Origin of the sequence: Paenibacillus phoenicis (assembly GCF_034718895.1) — a bacterium.
In the GTDB taxonomy this organism is placed as follows: Bacteria; Bacillota; Bacilli; order Paenibacillales; family Paenibacillaceae; genus Fontibacillus; species Fontibacillus phoenicis.
This window is the reverse complement of sequence record NZ_JAYERP010000001.1, coordinates 4,059,903-4,078,455: the sequence shown is the minus strand read 5'-3', so window position 1 is coordinate 4,078,455 and position 18,553 is coordinate 4,059,903. Positions and strand designations below refer to the sequence as shown.

Here is an 18,553-nt window from a genome sequence, read left to right as displayed (position 1 = left end):
CGACTATTTCCTTGTCCCACGCTTACTACCGCCCACAAACGATTTCAATCCACGCACTCATATAGAGTGCGACGCTGTCGCCGCAATGATTATGTCTTTGTTACGTACCACATTTCAATCCACGCACTCATATAGAGTGCGACGCGGGCGGGCGTAATGAGTGCTTGAAGCAGCTGGGATTTCAATCCACGCACTCATATAGAGTGCGACCCCTCAAACGGGGTAAGCATCAAAAGCGATATGAATTTCAATCCACGCACTCATATAGAGTGCGACGATGATATTTCCGTTCTGCTTGTACACTCTTTTGAATTTCAATCCACGCACTCATATAGAGTGCGACTTTGATGTAAAATTTGCATCATCATCGCCCGGGGTCATTTCAATCCACGCACTCATATAGAGTGCGACGCCGTTACCGGCATTGTCGTACCTAAAGTGATGATTATTTCAATCCACGCACTCATATAGAGTGCGACTGCGCTCATGGATTACGGGGTGCTGCGGGAGTTGCCATTTCAATCCACGCACTCATATAGAGTGCGACGTCATATAGCGGGAACGTGTCGTGGATGACAAAAATTTCAATCCACGCACTCATATAGAGTGCGACAATCGATCCGGCATATGACACCGTGGAAGATCGCAATTTCAATCCACGCACTCATATAGAGTGCGACGCGGCGTTTAGCAAAGTCCCCCATAAAAATCTGTATTTCAATCCACGCACTCATATAGAGTGCGACTGACCTGGCCTTCCAGATCGATTTACCGCTAACCCTATTTCAATCCACGCACTCATATAGAGTGCGACGCTTCTTGGCCATTTTCAATACCGTGTTCCAAATCATTTCAATCCACGCACTCATATAGAGTGCGACAATACACCCCACACCATACGGCTGTGTCATGTTATTTCAATCCACGCACTCATATAGAGTGCGACGTTCGTCCTGCTTGATATTCTCCCACACCGTATCTATTTCAATCCACGCACTCATATAGAGTGCGACCGGCTGACCCGCTGAACCAATTTAATACGGTCGCTTGATTTCAATCCACGCACTCATATAGAGTGCGACACCCCTCTCCAACTCAAACACTTACGCGAGATCGAGATTTCAATCCACGCACTCATATAGAGTGCGACGTTGGCTGAGCTGCACCAAATCGTCAAACAGCGATTTCAATCCACGCACTCATATAGAGTGCGACGTTGCAATGTCGGTAATACAAGTTATGTAATGACGATTTCAATCCACGCACTCATATAGAGTGCGACAACAATTCGCATGCTTTCGTGGATTCCCGGTCTATTTCAATCCACGCACTCATATAGAGTGCGACAGTGCTGAAAGGGTAGGTGCCATATGGAGCAAAATTTCAATCCACGCACTCATATAGAGTGCGACTCTGGGTCGCTACTTCAACAACGCGCTGATCGGGATTATTTCAATCCACGCACTCATATAGAGTGCGACTGCGATTTCACGCATATTTTTTAACTATGAATTAACAATTTATGAAAATAATGCACGAAAATAGGCCGGTTCATTTAAATTTAATGGTAAAAATGGAAAAATAAAAAGAAATTTGTGGTGCGAACCTCCTAGGAAAATCATGTTCACTTCAGATTCGCACCAAGTTAATCACATTCATGACGAAATGCATAAAAAAATTTTTCACCACGAATCTCCTACTATTTCATTTTGAACTGCACATTACCAGTGAAATGCCCCTCTTCTGTAACATCCCATACGGCAGCTTCCATCAGGTAGATTCACATTACTTTTGGGTGGCCCTATTCATAAGTGAATTATAGCATGAAACCCTGTCTGTTAATCTGTCGTTTATCATGTTTGAGTCAAGGCGGCGACTAGACTAAACAAAGACCTGCAATATCAATAGAACAAATCTACACCCCCCTTCCCCAACACCGCCCTTTTGCAACAAATCCACGCAATTTGGGGCAACGCCTCTGTGGATTTTTTTCCTATGCAATAATTTGGGGAAAAGATCACCTGCGATCTCACAGGAGGCATGCCGCATGGCTGGATTGACAAACCGCCGGCGCAAGCGAGTACACCGTCTGTGGATACCGCCGTCCCGGTCAAAGCCCTCCAGCTGGTCGTTGAGGAGACGAACGGGTCGCAGTTTTCTGAAGTAATTGAGATTCGAGTGTATGGGTAACCCCAGCATAAAAGAAACAACCAGTCCTTCACTGATAGGGCTGGTTGTTTTGTTACTACTATGACTTTATTGGTTTGCAAGATTGGGCGGTTCCGTATAATATAAAGTAATTAATAAAAGACATTTATTAAAGTTGGTGAACCTGCTCGTTATGAAGACTCCCCGCGCTAACAGCATTGAGGTCAAGAAGATCAATCGCAAAATTATCTACCAGTTCTTATACCGACATGATCCGATATCTATCCAGGAAATTGCGCATACCTTGAAGCTCTCGCTGCCAACCGTGACGCAGAACCTGAAGGAACTTCAGGAGCGGGACCTCGTCATCGAAACCGGGCTTTTCGAATCGACGGGCGGCCGAAAGGCCAAGGCGATCTCCTATAATCCCCTGGCCAAGTATGCTCTAGGACTAGACGTGACGCGCAATCACATCGGCATCGTTTTGATCGACCTTGGCGGGAACGTGATTCACCACGTGCGCCACACGTATCCGTTTGTGAACCAGCGGGTCTATTTCGAAGGAATTGGCCAACACGTGGAGCGATTCCTGGACGAATCCGGAGCCGACCGAGAGAAGCTGCTTGGCGTTGGCATTGCGCTGCCAGCTATTTTATCTCATGGCAATGAGACGGTTCAATACGCCTCTGTGATCGACTTTCAAGGAGGCAGCGTCCGCAGCTTTGAAGAGTTTATTCCTTATCCATGCGTTTTGATCAACGACGCCAATGCCGCAGGGATGGCCGAATTCTGGAACGAGGATGGCGTCGAAGACGTTGTCTATTTGTCCCTTAATAACAGTGTCGGCGGTTCAGTCATTATCGGTCAAAGCACCTATGCCGGGCAGAATCAACGAAGCAGCGAATTCGGGCATATGACGATCGTGCCGGACGGTCGAACCTGCTACTGCGGGCAGCGCGGCTGTGTAGATGCCTATTGCTCCGCAAAGATTCTGTCGGATAGCACAAACGGAAATATGGCAGAGTTTTTCCGTTTACTCCGGGAGAAAGCCCCCGTGCAACAAGCCCTTTGGGAGGAATATCTCTCTTATTTGGCTATCACGATAAATAATTTAAGAATGCTGTATGACTGCAACGTTATTGTCGGGGGCTATGTGGGGGCCTATATGGACGAGCACCTCGGCCAGCTTCAGGAGCTCCTGGCCCGCAGGAATACGTTTGAGCCGGATGGCACCTATTTGCAATGCTGCAAATATAAACTGGAGGCAACGGCCGTAGGCGCTGCCCTGCAGCTGGTGAAGAAATTTATCGAGGAGATTTGATAGGCCCCTCGTGGGCCGCAGCACAACGAAAAGGCGGACTCTTTCCCAATACTAGGGAAGCGTCCGCCTCTTTTACCATAAAAAGCTATAATTTTATCAATGCCTTCACGACCTCATTCTTGTTCTCGATGACGAAGTCAAACGCCTGCTTGCTGTCTTCAAATGCAAATTCGTGGGTAATCATCGGCTTCACATCAATCCGCCCGTCCGCCAGCGCTCCAATGGCTGGAGGGAACAAGTTGCGGTAACGGAACACCGATTCAATCCGGGCTTCCTTCAACAGGATCTGCATGAAGTCATATTCGATAATATCCTTCGGCGGGAACCCTACAAGCACAATTGATCCTCCCCGTTTGACGAGGTACGGTGTCTGCTTCATCGTTATCTCGCTTCCCGCCGTTTCGATCACAACATCCACGCCCTGTCCGTCCGTGCATGCCGCGACGACGGTAGCGACATCCTCCTGTCTTGCCTGGACGACCCGTGTAGCGCCCAACTTCTTGGCAAATTCCAGCCGATTCTCGATCACATCAACCACAATCGTCTCCAAGGCTCCGTAGGCACGACAGGCCAGCAGCGTCATGAGACCGATAGCGCCGGCACCCAAGATCACGACGCGGTCCCCTAGCTTTACATGTCCTTGGCTGGCTGCGTGTAATCCTACAGCTAACGGTTCTACAAGCGCACCTTCGCGTGTGCTGACCTGCTCCGGAAGCTTGAAAGCCATATCAGCTGGATAAGCGATATAGTCGGTCAGGCACCCGTGAATCGGCGGGGTGGCCAGGAAGCGTACATCCGGACACAGGTTGTAACGGCCGGATTTGCAGAACTCGCATTGTCCGCAGGTGAGCCCCGGCTCCAGGGCAACCCGGTCGCCTACCTTCAAATGCCGGACCGCCGATCCGACCTCTGTGATCGTCCCCGCACATTCATGGCCGAGGATGAAATCCCCCTCAACCACGAAGCTGCCGATCCGTCCGCTTTCATAATAGTGGACATCGGAGCCGCAAATCCCCACGTATTCCAGTTTAACAAGCACCTCATGATCTTGCGGTACAGGGATATCTCTCGTTCGAAGCTCCATATCTCGAAGTCCTGTCATGTAGGCTACTCTGTTCAGCATGGTTTTCTCCTCCTAATAAGTTATAGAGTATTCCATCATTGAATTGCGCCGGCCTTCTTCAGCAGCTCAATGTACTCGTCGACATTCTCTTTGTTAATCAGCGGATTGCCGATATCCGTATCGATTTGCTTCTCTTCACCGGTTAGTAACTTATGGCTCGTATCGAGCAGCTTCTCCGCAAGCTCAAATGCGTTTTGCAGCGTTGTGGAAGTCATTTTCCCCTCTTTGATCAAAAGCACTGCCTCAGCCGTCCCGTCCACACCGTAAACCAACATATCTTTGTATTTCGGGTTATCCTTCACCACTTCGATGGCTCCGGCAGCCATATTGTCATTCATCGAGATGACGGCATCGATCTTGTCGTTAGCCTGCACCCAGTCCTCCATGTACCGCATGGCCTCGTCCTTGTTCCAGTTCGCGATCTGCTCACCGACAATCTGCACATCGGGGCGTTTATCGAAGAACTCTGCCTGCCAGCTTTTGCGACGCTCATCGGCATGGAAATTGCCAGATGGACCTTGAAGGACAACGACTTTGGCGTTCTGCGGCACCTGTTCAACGGCAACCCGGGCATTAACGGCCGCTTGCTCATAAGGCTGGGCATCTACCGATGAAGCCCCTTCGATCCCCGAAATCCGGGCATTTGTCGTAATCGCAAAGATCCCGGCCTGCACCACCTTCTCGACATAAGGCTGCTGGGCCTCACCATTGTTGGGCTGAACGATCACCAGGTCGTATTTGTTCGTAATCGCATTTTCGATTAACGAATTCTCTTTCTCGTCATTCGCCTCGCCGTCGAAGACATCCAGCTTGATATCTTCATATTTCTCAGCCTCCTCCTTGACCGCATTCGCCAGCCACGCTGCGAACGAATCGGATTGTGCCCGGGCAATATAGGCAACCTTGTAAGTTTTACCGGATGCCTCGCCGCTGGAGGAAGCGTTGGATGGAGATGGAGCTGCCCCATTGTTCGAGCTGCAGGCAGCTAAGATCAGAGCAAATAAACAGATCATTCCCGTGGAAAATCTAATTTTTCTCACATTGCATCCATCCTTTATCCTTAAATTTGAATTCCTTGGTTTCTTAAACTGAAGTGTTCTTCGATTGCTTCTGCCGGATCGCCTGGCGATTGTCCTCTACGCGGCCAAGCAGACTTCTTGTTTTCCGTTTCTTCGTTTGGATATCATAAATAACAGCTAAGGCAATGATCGCTCCACGAATAATTTGCTGCATGTAGGAATTTACACCGCTGAGGTTCATGATGTTGTCCAGGAAACCTACAATAAAAGCCCCTACCAGGGTTCCCCCAGCTGTACCAACGCCTCCCGAGAAGCTGGTGCCCCCGATAATAGCGGCGGTCAGAGCCGTAAATTCATAGTTGACTGCGCCATTGGGCAATCCTGCGTTCACCCTTGCCATGAACAGCACCCCAGCTATTCCGACAAAAATGCCATTGATGATAAAGGCGGTGTATTTGATCTTGTGTACGTTAATCCCGGAGGCAACCGCCGCCTCCTCATTGCCTCCCACAGCGTATACGGATCGACCAAATCGAGTATGGCTGAGCAAATACCAGGTCAGCACGCCAATTGCGGCTAGAAATATCACCGGAATCGGGATTCCCAGCAGCTTCCCTTGCCCAAGGACGACGAAGTCTCCCAGCTGGAGAATATTTTGACCTTTCGTATAGTGAAGGGCGACACCGCGAGCCATGGCCATCATCGCCAAAGTTGCGATAAACGGCGGCGCCTTGAACGTGCTGATCATCACTGCGTTGATTACGTTACATACGACGCCGGTCAATATGCCTACAAACACGGCCAAGAGCATCGAACCGGTCGACTTATAAGCAGATACAGCGAAGACCCCGGATAATGCCAGTACAGAACCCGCGGACAGGTCCAACATACCGCAGATGATCAGGATCGTGGCACCAAATGCAAGAATTGTCGTCACCGCCAACTGAGTTGATACGTTCGTTAAGTTCGTAACGGAGAGAAAGTTTGGATTCGCGAACGTACAGATCAGAAACAGCACGAGCAGCACCAGGTAGATACTGTATTTCCGCTTGATTAATTGCCAGATATGAAGAGTGGCATCCATCTATTTCACCTCGCTGGTCATCATTCCAGTTGCATATCTCATAATGGTCTCCTGGGAAAAATCCTCGCGGCCGAGCTCCCCCGTCACCTGACCTTGTGCCATCACATAAATTCGGTCGCACATCCCGATCAACTCCGGCAGCTCGGAGGAAACCATAAGAATCGCTTTGCCCTGTTCGGCCAGTTCACCGATCAGCTTGTAAATTTCGTATTTCGCCCCGACATCGATCCCCCGGGTTGGTTCGTCCAGGATCAGGATATCCGGTTGGAGCAGCATCCACCTGCTAAGCAGTACCTTCTGTTGATTCCCGCCGCTGAGTGACGCAATAGGCGTTTCCAAAGAGGGGGTTTTCACTCTCATCTTGTCGAACATCCCCTTGACCAGCTCCTGCTCTCTCTTCGGACGGTGCCGTAACCCGTAAAACACCTGCCCCAATACGGACAGCGTGGTATTCTCCCGTACGGAACGAACAGGAATAATCCCGTACCTCCGCCGATCCTCCGAAAGCATGACCATCCCTTTCTCTAAACTGCCTTGCACAGTGGGCTTGATCACACCCTCATCCTTAATCCGGATCGTGCCGGAGGTTAACGGATCAAGACCAAACAGGGATCGCATCACCTCTGTCCGTCCCGCTCCCATCAGCCCCGCGAAACCAATGATTTCGCCTCTCCGTGCGGAGAAGCTTACATCGCGAAATACCCCCTTACGAGATAGTCCATCGACTCGGAGAATTTCCTCCCCGATCTCCGCCTTCACCTTCGGGTACGTATCCTTCAGCTGACGTCCGACCATCAAGCTGATCACGGTCTCAATATCCAGCTCCTCCTTGGGTCTGCTATCCACTACAGTCCCGTCTCGGAACACGGTGATTTCATCAGCAATCTGAAAAATCTCGTCCAGCTTATGCGAGATGTAAATGATGCTAACGCCTCTGGCTTTGAGCTCACGAATCTTAGCAAACAGCCGGTCGACCTCCTTTTGCGTGATGGCCGACGTCGGTTCGTCCATAATGATGAGCTCCGCTTGATTTGATACCGCTTTCATAATTTCTAGCATCTGAATGTCCGAGACCGTCAAGTCCTTAAGCAGCGTTTTCGGGTCGTACGGCAGCTGCTCCGCTTGCAGTAATTGCAGGGTTTGCCGGGTCACTTCTTTCCAGTTGACCTTCCCCCATCGATTGACCGGCAGCCTTCCCAGGAATAGATTTTCCTCCACGGACATCTCCGCCACATAATTCAACTCCTGGAAGATCATCGATATCCCTAGTTGGCGCGCTTGCAGCGGACTGCCAATTTTCACAAGCTTCCCATCCAGATAAATCTCACCCGCATCCGGCTGGTACACACCGTTGATGATCTTCATTAAAGTGGATTTCCCCGCTCCGTTCTCGCCGCAAAGGACATGCACCGTCCCCTTCTTGACGGAAAAATCGATCTTATTCAGCGCTTTGACCCCGGGAAATGACTTTTCAATTTGAGATACCCTAAGCTTAATGGGTTCTCCCATACTCTCCCTCCCTGCTTCTTCATGTTCTGCGGTTTCTCCACGTACGCTATCCCTATTTCTTTTGAACTTCATTTTAGATAATACTTTTTTAAATGCTTTTAATAAAAGTATATTGATAATCTATTGGTTGTCAATACATCAAAATGGTGTTTTAAGAAAAAAACCATCAGAGAGATTACCCTGATGGTTAATTTTAGGGGGATATTTCATCTTCTACAAATTTCTAACTATGGTTACCTCACTTCGATATATCCAAAAATCCCTCCCCAAACACATCCCGCACGTCGTGGATTGTCAGGAATGCGGAGGGGTCGATGGAGCGGACGATTTTTTTCAAGGTGGATACCTCTTGCTTGCTGATAACAATATAAAGGACCTCCTTCGGGTTCTTCGTATAGTAGCCATGACCCGACAGGACGGTTACGCCGCGGTCCATTTCGGTGATGACCATTTCGGCGATGTCATTCTGCTTCTCGGAAATGATGGTGACGGCTTTCTTGGGATTGAGACCTTCGATCATGAAGTCCATCACCTTCGTGCCTACATATAAGATAACGATCGTCAGCATCAGCTTTTCCGCGCCAATGATGAAATAAGAAGAGAACGCCACGATCAGGTCAAAAAACAACAGCGCGTAACTGATATTCCAATCCAGATATTTATTGGCGATCCGAGCCAGAATGACGGTTCCCGCCGTTGTCCCGCCGACCCGTACGATCAGACCGATGCCAACTCCCACGATCACGCCGGCGAACACTGCATTGATGGTTGGCTCGTGCGAATCGATGCGCCAGTTCTCCGTCAAATGCAGGAACAACGAGTTGAACGCAACCGCAATGATCGTATAGATCGTCGTCCGCCGATCCAGAAATTTGTACCCGACAATCAGCAGCACCCCGTTGATCACGATATTCACCAGCGACGGCGACCACTGGAACAGGTAGTACAAAATGATCGTGACCCCCGTAACGCCTCCCTCACCGAAGTCGTTCGGAATAATAAACAAATTGACGGCCAACGCAAATAAAAAAGCCCCAACAATTAAAACCGCGATATCCGCGATATACTTCTTCATCTTCATCCTAACTTTAAACCTCTCTCCACCATGTTTCTGCCATAACAACCAGAACATCGTAGCGATTCGGATTTCGAAAGTCAAGATGACTTTAACACTTTATTTCTCTAGTCCGCTCGCGTGAATGCCTCCTGTGCGGCCGCTTGGAAGTTCCCCCTCTGCTACACCCACAAGCCATAAACGTCAGGGGAAAATAGGCCAGCATTGAAATGAAAAAGACACCCATCCTAGAGCTCGCTCGGCTTATTGCGGCCATGTCAATCCAATTTATATAAAAAAAGTACGATATCCCCTTTAATTTCGAGAAAGCCGAGGCTGCCGGCGGGATGGTATGATTTGTGGCAGGAAAGGAGGAGCCTTCCAATAAAAAATGAAAGCGCTTAACAAAACTATTCCAAGACAAAGGGGAGTGAGTCAATGAATCAAACGATGAAACGTATCTTCATGCTGCTGATCGCCGCTGTTTTACTGCTGCCTGCAGGATGGCCGGCCAAGGTCACGAAGGCCGAAACCTCGGCTTCGGACGGCACGGTGACGGTGTATCATGAGGACTTCGCGAGTGGAATTGGCAAAGCGGTTCAATCGGGGGGCGCGACCCTGACAAAGGTATCCGGCAAGGTGTTTAACGGCAACGAGGACGGAGGTGCCCTTTATGTTAGCAACCGGGTCAACAACTGGGACGCCGCCGATTTCCGGTTTAGCGACATTGGCCTCACGAACGGCAAGATCTATACGGCGCACGTTACGATTTTTGTAGACGCTAACGTTAGTTTGCCAGCCGGCGCGAAAGCCGCGCTTCAAACCGTGGACAGCTATGGCAATTATGCCGAGACCGACTATGTCGCGGGGCAAGCGGTGACGCTGACGAAGGAATTCACCGTGGATACGAGCGTGGACAAGGCGCTGCGCATTAACTCCAACGCAGCTGGCGCTGCGGTTCCTTATTACATCGGAGACATTCGCATCACGGAAAAAGACGGCTCCGGCGGCGGCGAACAACCGCCAAGAGATCCGGCCTTGCCTTTCTCCACGATCACCTTTGAAGATCGGACCACCGGCGGCTTCACGGGCCGGGCGGGTACCGAAACGCTGACCGTGACGAACGAAGCGAATCATACGCCGGGCGGCGCCTATGCGCTGAAGGTAGAGGGCCGTACCAATACCTGGCACGGGCCGACGCTGCGCGTCGAGAAATACGTGGACCAAGGCGCCGAATACAAAATCTCGGCATGGGTGAAGCTGATCGATCCCGCTAGCTCGCAAATCCAGCTGTCCACGCAAATCGGTGATGGCAGCAGTGCGAATTACGTGGTTCTTTCCCCCAAGACCCTCAGCACCGGGGACGATTGGGTTCTGTTTGAAGGAACCTACCGTTATAACAGCGTGGGCGGCGAATATTTAACGATCTATGTCGAGAGTTCAAATAATGCGACCGCTTCTTTTTACATTGACGACGTCACCTTCGAACGCACCGGATCCGGTCCGATTGCGATCCAGAAGGATCTAGTCCCGATCAAAACGGCTTACCAAGACGACTTCTTGATCGGCAGCGCCATCTCGGCGGAGGATTTGGAAGGCGTGCGGCTGGAGCTGCTTAACATGCACCACAACGTCGCCACGGCCGGCAATGCGATGAAGCCCGATGGCCTGCAGCCGACGAAAGGCAATTTCACCTTTACCGCGGCTGACGCCATGGTTGATCAAGTTCTTGCCGAAGGCATGCAGATGCATGGCCATGTATTGGTATGGCATCAGCAGTCGCCCGCCTGGATGAACACCACGACGGATGCGCAAGGCAACACGGTGCCCTTAAGCCGGGAAGAAGCCTTGGCCAACCTGCGCACCCATATTCAAACCGTCATGGAGCATTTCGGCGACCGGGTCATCTCCTGGGACGTCGTGAATGAAGCAATGAACGATAACCCGGGGAACCCGACGGATTGGCAAGCCTCCTTGCGGGAAACCCCATGGAAAACCGCGATCGGCGCCGATTATGTTGAGCAGGCGTTCCTCGCGGCTAGAGAAGTGCTCGACCGCCATCCGGAATGGGATATCAAGCTGTATTACAATGATTACAACGAGGACAACCAAAACAAAGCCCAGGCCATCTATCACATGGTCAAAGCACTAAACGACAAATATGCGCTGACGCATCCCGGTAAACTCCTCATCGATGGCATCGGCATGCAGGGTCACTATAACGTTAACACGAATCCGGAGAATGTGCGGCTCTCCCTGGAACGCTTTATCTCCTTGGGTGTGGAAATCAGCATCACCGAGCTGGACATCCAAGCCGGCAGCAACTACGAGCTGTCCGAGAAGCTGGCTAATGCACAGGGGTATTTGTACGCGCAGTTGATGCAGATTTTCAAGGCCCATGCGGATCACATAACGCGCGTGACCTTCTGGGGTCTGGATGACGGCACAAGCTGGCGCTCCTCGACCAGCCCGTTGCTGTTCGACAAGAATCTGCAAGCCAAACCGGCTTATTACGGCGTGATTGATCCCGCCAAATTCATCGAAGAGCACCAGCCGGATGTGTCGGAGGCAAACCAGTCTACCGCCCTCTATGGTACGCCTGCCGTAGACGGAGCCGTGGACGCGGTTTGGAACCAAGCGCCGGCGATGCCGATCGATCGGTACCAGACGGCTTGGCAAGGCGCAACCGGTACGGCCAAAGCGCTCTGGGACGATCACAACCTGTACGTCCTGATCCAAGTGAGCGATGCGCAGCTGGATAAGAACAGCCCCAACCCATGGGAGCAGGACTCCGTCGAGGTGTTCCTGGACGAAAATAACGCCAAAACCTCGTTCTACCAATCCGATGATGGACAATACCGCGTGAACTACGCGAATGAGACCAGCTTTAATCCGGCGTCCATCGCTGAAGGCTTCGTATCGGCAGTCCGGGTCAACGGAACGAACTATACGGTGGAAATGAAGATCCCGCTGAAAACCATCACCCCGGCAAACGATGTAAAAATCGGCTTCGACGCGCAGATCAACGATGCCAAAGACGGCGCGCGCCAAAGTGTAGCCGCCTGGAACGACGCCACCGGCAACGGGTATCAGGACCCCTCCGTCTTCGGCGTGCTGACGCTGACGGGCAAAGGCCCTGTCGATACGACGCCGCCGGTCTTGAAGCTGACCGTTAGCCCGTCCGTCCTTTCCACGCCAAATCACAAGCTAGTTCCGATCAAGGTCACCTGGAAAGCCAGCGACAAAGGTTCCGGCATCGATACGATCAAGCTGGTATCCATCACCAGCAACGAGAGCGATAACGGGCTGGGCGACGGCGATACAGCAAACGACATCCAAGGCGCAGACTACGGGACAGCGGATCAAGAGTTCTTGCTTCGAGCCGAGCGTTCGGGCAAAGGGAACGGAAGAATCTACACCATCACCTACGAAGCAACCGACAAGGCTGGCAACAAGACGACGGCCCAAACCACAGTCAAAGTCCCGAAGGGGAAAAAATAACACCAAAAACGGCGGTGCAGGATTCCAACTCCTTGCACCGCCGTTTTTCAGACTCACCGCTGATTCGAAGCCCGCCAGGCGTCCAGCTGCTTCTGCACCTCGGCCCGGACCTCGTCCAGCCCCGCCTGCTTCAGCTCCTCGTTAAACTTCGGCAGCTCGGTGTCCACGTCCACGCTGCCGGTCATGAGGCTCGGATAGTATTTTTGCCACACCATCTTGATGTTCTGGATCTGGATCGGCATCATCGATAAATCCGGCGTAAACCCCAACGTGCTTGATTTCACGGCCCGGGCGTTCGAAGCGCGGAACTCCTCCCATTTGTTTAACGGCTCCGGGTCTTCTCCGCCTCGCGTCTTAAGAATGAACCAGTTGCCTTGCGTATATGTCACGCCCGTATACCCCGGCAAAGCGCCCGGGATCGGGTTGCCGTCGGCATCCTTCCGGGGAATCAGCACGATTTGACCGTTCTTGTCTAGGGTGTAATGCACGCCTTCGATCCCATAGTTAAACAGGTTCCGCACCTCAGAATCGGTGTTCAGCAAATTCAGGAACTTAATACATTCAACCGGGTATTTCGTATCCGCGCTCACCGCCATAACGCCTCCCCGCACGTCTTCGGTCGTCACGACCTCCGTCGTTACGGGATGCGCCACCACTTTGTACCCGCGATCCTTGCTCCAGCTATGCTCGGACAAAGGGCCGCCGCTCGACGCTTTCCAGAACACCTTCTTCCCGCGCTCCAGCTCCTGGCTCTCCCGCAAGGCCGCATCCTCGTTGATGTAGCCAGCCTGATAATAACGTCGCAGCGTATCCATCACCTGACGGGCTTCCGCCGTTTCAAAGATGTTCACGACTTGAGGGTTTGGGTCTAAGGACCGCACCATCAACGGGAGCTCCTTGTCAATGACGTACTCATACCCATATAAAGCGAAGAAGTTATGGGAGTCCTTATCCAGCTCCATCGGCAAATACTCGGGTTCCTTCTGCTGAATCATCTGCAGCAACGGCTCCAGAGATTCCAACGTGTTGTACTTCGTAATATCGATGTTATACTTGCGGACCAGCTCTTCCGGATACATCCACTGTTGGCGCACCGCGAGTTCCTTGTTGGTCGGCACCCCGTAAATCCCCCCGTCGTCCATGCGCACCCCTTCCCAAAAGATCGGGTCGATCACATCATACATATCCTTGCCCGTACTGGACAGATAGTCATCCAGCCGCAGCCAGGCCCCGCGTTTGACATAAGTCGTGAATTCAGGGGCATAGGCGATGTCGAAGGGAGTCCCTGCCGATACCATCGTGTTCAGGCGGTTTTCGTATTCCTGCCATCCGACCTTGATATAGGTGATCGTGATGCCGATTTTCTTCGCCAACACTTCATTGATTTTGTCATTCACCTTCTCCAGATCCGGATCCGGCTCTCCAATCGTATAGTAAACCAGATTGACCATGTCCTTATGGGGCGCCGTATCCCCTTTATCCGAGAAAAGGGAACAGCCGACGGCAAACAAGGCCAACAAGCCGGCGACCACCGCGCATAGGGTCAGGCGACTGAACCAAGAGGGCTGCTGCATAACATCCTCCTTTCCGCTACGAGGAGCCTAGCTTTTTTTCCGCAGATCTGAAGGGGACATGCCAAAATATCCTTGAAACTGGGTATAAAAATAATTCAAATTCGGATACCCAACACGATGCGCAATGCTGGAGATTTTCTCGTTGGTGGTCAGGATCCGTTCCTTCGCTTGCAGCATCCGGTAAGCCATCAAATACTCTGAAAATTTCATGTGCGTTTCCTTTAGAAACAGCTGTCCCAGGTACGTGCTGTTCATGCGAAAACGCTCGGCCACCGACTTCAGTGTAATGTTCTGGGCGTATTCCGCCTTCACCATCAACAAAATGCGGTTGGTCAGCTTGGACAGCTCCTCGTAAGGAATCCCCAGGATCGGATCCGTGTTCAGGTCTTTCTTGTGGACCCCGTCCAATGCCCCGTTCAGGTCCTCCACAATGATCTTCTCAATCACCGTCTGCAGCTTGGAACGATCGACGGGCTTGAGCAGATAGTCCTTCACGCCGCAACGGATCGCCGCTTGGGCATATTCAAACTCGCTGTACCCGCTCATAATGATATATTGGGTTGGAAGACGCAGCTCATTGAGCTTTTGGATAATCTCATAACCGAGATCCGGGCCGATACGTACGTCGAAGATAGCGATGTCCGGTATAATCTCCACAGATTTAGCGATCGCATCTTCCCTCGTTTCACACGTCTCGATCAGGTGGAAGCCGTACTCTTCCCAATTCAGGGTTCGCTTCATCCCCTCCAGAATCTGCGGTTCATCATCTACGATCAGAAGTTTGTACATCCTGCAGTCACCCCTTTGAGATGATTACGGTAATTTTGACTCCTGCTTCCTCATTATTCTCAATTTCCATCCGAAAAGCGTCCCCATAGAAAAAGCTCAGCCGAGTATACACATTCCTTAGCCCAATGCTCCGAACGGGGGCATCCTCTCTGCTGTAAAGACATCGTCTCACTTCCTCCAAGCGCGCTTCAGGTATACTTTTGCCATTATCCACAAATTCGAGAACGAAGCGCCCTTCCTCCTCCCAGCCATTCACGACGAGCAAATTAAATTCACTGCTCGGATTAAAGCCATGCACGAAGAAGTTCTCAGCCAGCGGTTGCATCCAAAATTTCACCGTGGATATGGCAAGCAGCGGCTCTTCCACATCAATTTGATAATAGAATCTTCCCGGATATTTGAGCTCCATGATGCTTAAAAATTTCTGCAGCAGCTCCAGTTCTTCGCCGATCGTAATAATATTATCTTTGTGGACGATATCGCGGTACAAGGAGCCTAGGGTCGCGATCGCATCCGCAGTATCCACGTCCTTGTGCAACAACGCGGTAGATCGAATCGACTCCAGCGTATTATAGAGAAAATGCGGGTTGATCTGATGCTGAAGCGCTTTCATCTCGGTTTCCTGCTGCTTGAGCTTTAGCAAATATTCCGTACGGATATGTTTGTCCAGCTCATGAACCATATCGTCCAATTCCCGGGCAATCATCCCGTACTCGTTACGGCGATATCGGGCAGGGGAATTCGGTGTGAAATCGGCCGTTTTGACCCGTTTAATGGAATTGATAATATGCTTCAAAAATCTGGCGTCATCTCGCATGTTGTAGCTGATGAGCATCAGAACGCTGATCATGGCCAGCAAGACACTGCCAACGATGGTGGCTAGTATGCCCGCTTTCTCACGCATCAGATGGGACAAGTCCACAAGCATGATCAAACGGTAATCAAACTTCGTGGAATGGAAGTTCATGAAGAAGACATTTTTTAATCCGCCAAGGGAAGAAAATCCGCTGTTGCGGGTCTCTTCAGCGGCGCGCAGAATCATCTCCTGCGTTCCGTGATCCATCCCGGTGATCATGTACACTTCACCCGTACCACTGACGGCAGCGGCGATATCCAATTTATAGCCAAGAATCTTTCGGAATAACGGTTCGCTGCCAATCAGGAAGCGAAATTCCCCAATCTGACGAGAGATTTGGTTTGGATCGGACAGCTTCTTCCGGTACACAAATCCTTTCTCCAATTTCTCGCGAAAAATCTCATCCGTATTCGGAACGCCAAACCGAAAGCTGACATTGCCGCTGTTGCTAAACCGCACGAGGTTGGCCCCGTTCTCGGTATGCAAACTGACTTGCGTGAGATCCCCCTTCATCGAGCTGTATAAGAAGGCCCTCATATCTTCAGGGAAGGAAACCAACGGCTCATTATACAAGCTGTATTCCAGTCTGCTCGTCAGATACCCTTCCGCCGTGTTTCCCAAGAAATATCGGACATCCGTCATCAAGCGGTCATTGGAATAGATCCGCTGCATATAAGCCTCAATACGATCGGTATCATACTGCAGTTCGCTCTCGACCCGGCCGAAGGCGCTGACCGCCTCGTTACGAGCCCCCTCGATCCACTGATAGATGAGCACCGCGCAGGTCATAAGGCCCAGCACGAGACCGATGGCTACGACAAACACCGTATAGGCAATGAATTTGTTGCGATAGATTTTAATCTGCCAAAAGGAACCCACTCCCGCGCCTCCTTCACCGTTAGTCTTGCGGCGCTGATTCCATTGCCCTCATTCATTCCCATTATATCATCATATGGGAAAGCCCGAACGGGGAATCCTCCTCCGTCCGGGCTCACTTACTCGGGCTTTATTTCTTATTGAAAGAAGGCATCGATTTGCTCTTGAGCTGCCTTCATGATCGTATCCATCCCGGCTTTCTTAAGTTCTTCAACAATCTTCGGTACCATCTTCTCCGGATCGGATGCGCCCGTCAGCAACTCGTAACGGTATTTATCCCATGTTGCTTTTACGTTCGCCACTTCCGTTTGCAGATTCGTTGTGTCGAGCGAGAAGCCCAGCAAGGCCGAAGCTGTTGCTTGTTCGTTCAGCTTTTGAACTTGTTGCCATTGATCTTCTGGAGCCCCTTTGGTTGTTGCCATGTTGAAGAATGTGCCTTGCGTATAAGCGGCCAGCGGCCAAGTATCGGAAATCCGTTCAACCACTTTCTCGCCATCTACTTTCACATAGTCCACGCCTTCTTCACCAAAGGCCAGCATGTTACGCAGCTTCGGATCCGTATTCACCAGCTCCAGGTATTTCAGTGCTTCCTTCTTATACTTCGAGTTCGCCGAGATTCCGTTGAGGGAACCTTGAATCGTAGCCGTCGTATAGAGCGGACCATAAACTTGCGTCATATCGTACTTTTCGACGCCTTCGTTAATTTGCCAAGTGATATCCGCGCCTGGGAAGCCTTGTGCACTGAAGAATGGACGGCCTTTGTCGGCTTCAGGCTTGGTTGGAGCATCTGGATTGATAATGCCATCTTTGTACCATTGGTGCAAAATCTTCAGTTCATCCATGATATCTTGCTGTTCCAGCACGGAAACGACTTGACGGGAAGCGTCGTCTACCTTCACGCCAACCGGAGGGAAGCCCAGTGCAAGATCGTCATACCGATTGAAGAATCCGTTAAACCCATCGCCTTGCGTCAGTGGCAACGGATAGAAGCTCTTGCCTTCGCCTGCTTTCATATCGTGGAACGGTTTATCCAGATCCTTCAACGTCTTGATGTTGCTTAAGTCGATGCCGTATTTATCAACATATTTGTGGTCGAACACCCAGTATTGGGTCATCGAAGAATCCTTATAGGTTGGCACAGCATAGATTTTGCCGTCAACCTTCGTCCCATCCCATACTTTCTCTGGAATGAAGTTGTACAGCTCCGGCGTCTCACTTTGCACCAGCTCGGTGATGTCCGCCAATGCGCCCATCGTCACTTGCTGATTGTATTTGGAGACGTTGGTAAACAGAATGTCGAAAGGTTCACCCGTATTTACAATCGTATTGATTTTGGTGTCCCACTCGCCCCAGCTGGCTACCTTGATATCTACTTTAACGCCAATTTTCTCTGCAGTGTATTCATTCATCGCTTCGACGGCTTTCTCGAAGTTATCCGGAATTTGTCCGCCAATCGTCCACCACACCAAGGTCGGGATTTCCCCAGAACCTGTTGTTGTCGAGTTATCTGTAGAGGTGTTGGAAGAAGTGTCCGATGGCGTATTGCTGGACGACGAAGAATTGGAGTTTGAACCGCCGCCGCAAGCCGCAAGAACGGACAAGAAAAGCATCACAGCACATAGAGTAGAGATGAGCTTCAAAGACCTTTTCATAGATATATCCTCCCTTTGAATATATATTTCATAAACTGAGACAAGCT

General features: G+C 50.9%; 12 protein-coding genes and 1 CRISPR repeat array (1 of these 13 running past the window's edge). Of the genes, 3 read left to right on the top strand and 9 right to left on the bottom strand.

The window, feature by feature from the left end; genetic code table 11:
* Positions 1 to 1,481: direct repeats of the CRISPR family, unit length 32 nt; unit sequence ATTTCAATCCACGCACTCATATAGAGTGCGAC (it extends 695 nt beyond the left edge of the window).
* A 559-nt stretch (positions 1,482 to 2,040) separates the two neighbouring features.
* Together U9M73_RS19335 and U9M73_RS19330 are read left to right on the top strand one after the other, a co-directional pair.
* On the top strand, positions 2,041 to 2,190 hold the full coding sequence (locus U9M73_RS19335) for a hypothetical protein (protein ID WP_164744094.1): 150 nt from the start codon (positions 2,041 to 2,043) through the stop codon (positions 2,188 to 2,190).
* Between the two features lie 151 nt (positions 2,191 to 2,341).
* Positions 2,342 to 3,469 (top strand): ROK family transcriptional regulator, encoded by a 1,128-nt coding sequence (locus U9M73_RS19330; RefSeq protein WP_260070120.1) that lies wholly within the window; start codon positions 2,342 to 2,344, stop codon positions 3,467 to 3,469.
* 85 nt (positions 3,470 to 3,554) lie between these two features.
* Here U9M73_RS19330 and U9M73_RS19325 read toward each other — a convergent pair whose 3' ends face one another.
* From U9M73_RS19325 to U9M73_RS19305, 5 genes are all read right to left on the bottom strand, one after another.
* Positions 3,555 to 4,592 (bottom strand): NAD(P)-dependent alcohol dehydrogenase, encoded by a 1,038-nt coding sequence (locus tag U9M73_RS19325; RefSeq protein WP_323078624.1) that lies wholly within the window; start codon positions 4,590 to 4,592, stop codon positions 3,555 to 3,557.
* A 35-nt stretch (positions 4,593 to 4,627) separates the two neighbouring features.
* A complete protein-coding gene (locus tag U9M73_RS19320; protein WP_323078621.1) occupies positions 4,628 to 5,632 on the bottom strand; it encodes a sugar ABC transporter substrate-binding protein in 1,005 nt (334 codons plus the stop codon).
* A gap of 43 nt (positions 5,633 to 5,675) precedes the next feature.
* A complete protein-coding gene (locus U9M73_RS19315) occupies positions 5,676 to 6,695 on the bottom strand; it encodes an ABC transporter permease (protein ID WP_323078619.1) in 1,020 nt (339 codons plus the stop codon).
* Complete coding sequence (locus U9M73_RS19310) at positions 6,696 to 8,204, bottom strand: sugar ABC transporter ATP-binding protein (RefSeq protein ID WP_323078617.1); 1,509 nt, start codon at positions 8,202 to 8,204, stop codon at positions 6,696 to 6,698.
* A gap of 238 nt (positions 8,205 to 8,442) precedes the next feature.
* A complete protein-coding gene (locus tag U9M73_RS19305; RefSeq protein ID WP_323079168.1) occupies positions 8,443 to 9,279 on the bottom strand; it encodes a YitT family protein in 837 nt (278 codons plus the stop codon).
* A 417-nt stretch (positions 9,280 to 9,696) separates the two neighbouring features.
* Here U9M73_RS19305 and U9M73_RS19300 point away from each other — a divergent pair, with 417 nt between their 5' ends.
* A complete protein-coding gene (locus U9M73_RS19300; RefSeq protein ID WP_323078615.1) occupies positions 9,697 to 12,759 on the top strand; it encodes an endo-1,4-beta-xylanase in 3,063 nt (1,020 codons plus the stop codon).
* Positions 12,760 to 12,812: 53 nt separating this feature from the next.
* On the opposite strand, the gene U9M73_RS19295 is transcribed toward U9M73_RS19300, so the two are convergent.
* From U9M73_RS19295 to U9M73_RS19280, 4 genes are all read right to left on the bottom strand, one after another.
* Positions 12,813 to 14,333, bottom strand: a complete 1,521-nt coding sequence (locus U9M73_RS19295) for an ABC transporter substrate-binding protein (protein ID WP_260070126.1) — start codon at positions 14,331 to 14,333, stop codon at positions 12,813 to 12,815.
* 27 nt (positions 14,334 to 14,360) lie between these two features.
* A complete protein-coding gene (locus U9M73_RS19290) occupies positions 14,361 to 15,122 on the bottom strand; it encodes a response regulator transcription factor (protein ID WP_323078612.1) in 762 nt (253 codons plus the stop codon).
* Between the two features lie 7 nt (positions 15,123 to 15,129).
* Complete coding sequence (locus U9M73_RS19285) at positions 15,130 to 16,857, bottom strand: sensor histidine kinase (protein WP_085169396.1); 1,728 nt, start codon at positions 16,855 to 16,857, stop codon at positions 15,130 to 15,132.
* A 134-nt stretch (positions 16,858 to 16,991) separates the two neighbouring features.
* The gene (locus tag U9M73_RS19280; RefSeq protein WP_028538592.1) at positions 16,992 to 18,506 is read right to left on the bottom strand and encodes an ABC transporter substrate-binding protein; all 1,515 of its coding nucleotides are present in this window, start codon (positions 18,504 to 18,506) and stop codon (positions 16,992 to 16,994) included.
* Between the last annotated feature and the right edge of the window lie 47 nt (positions 18,507 to 18,553).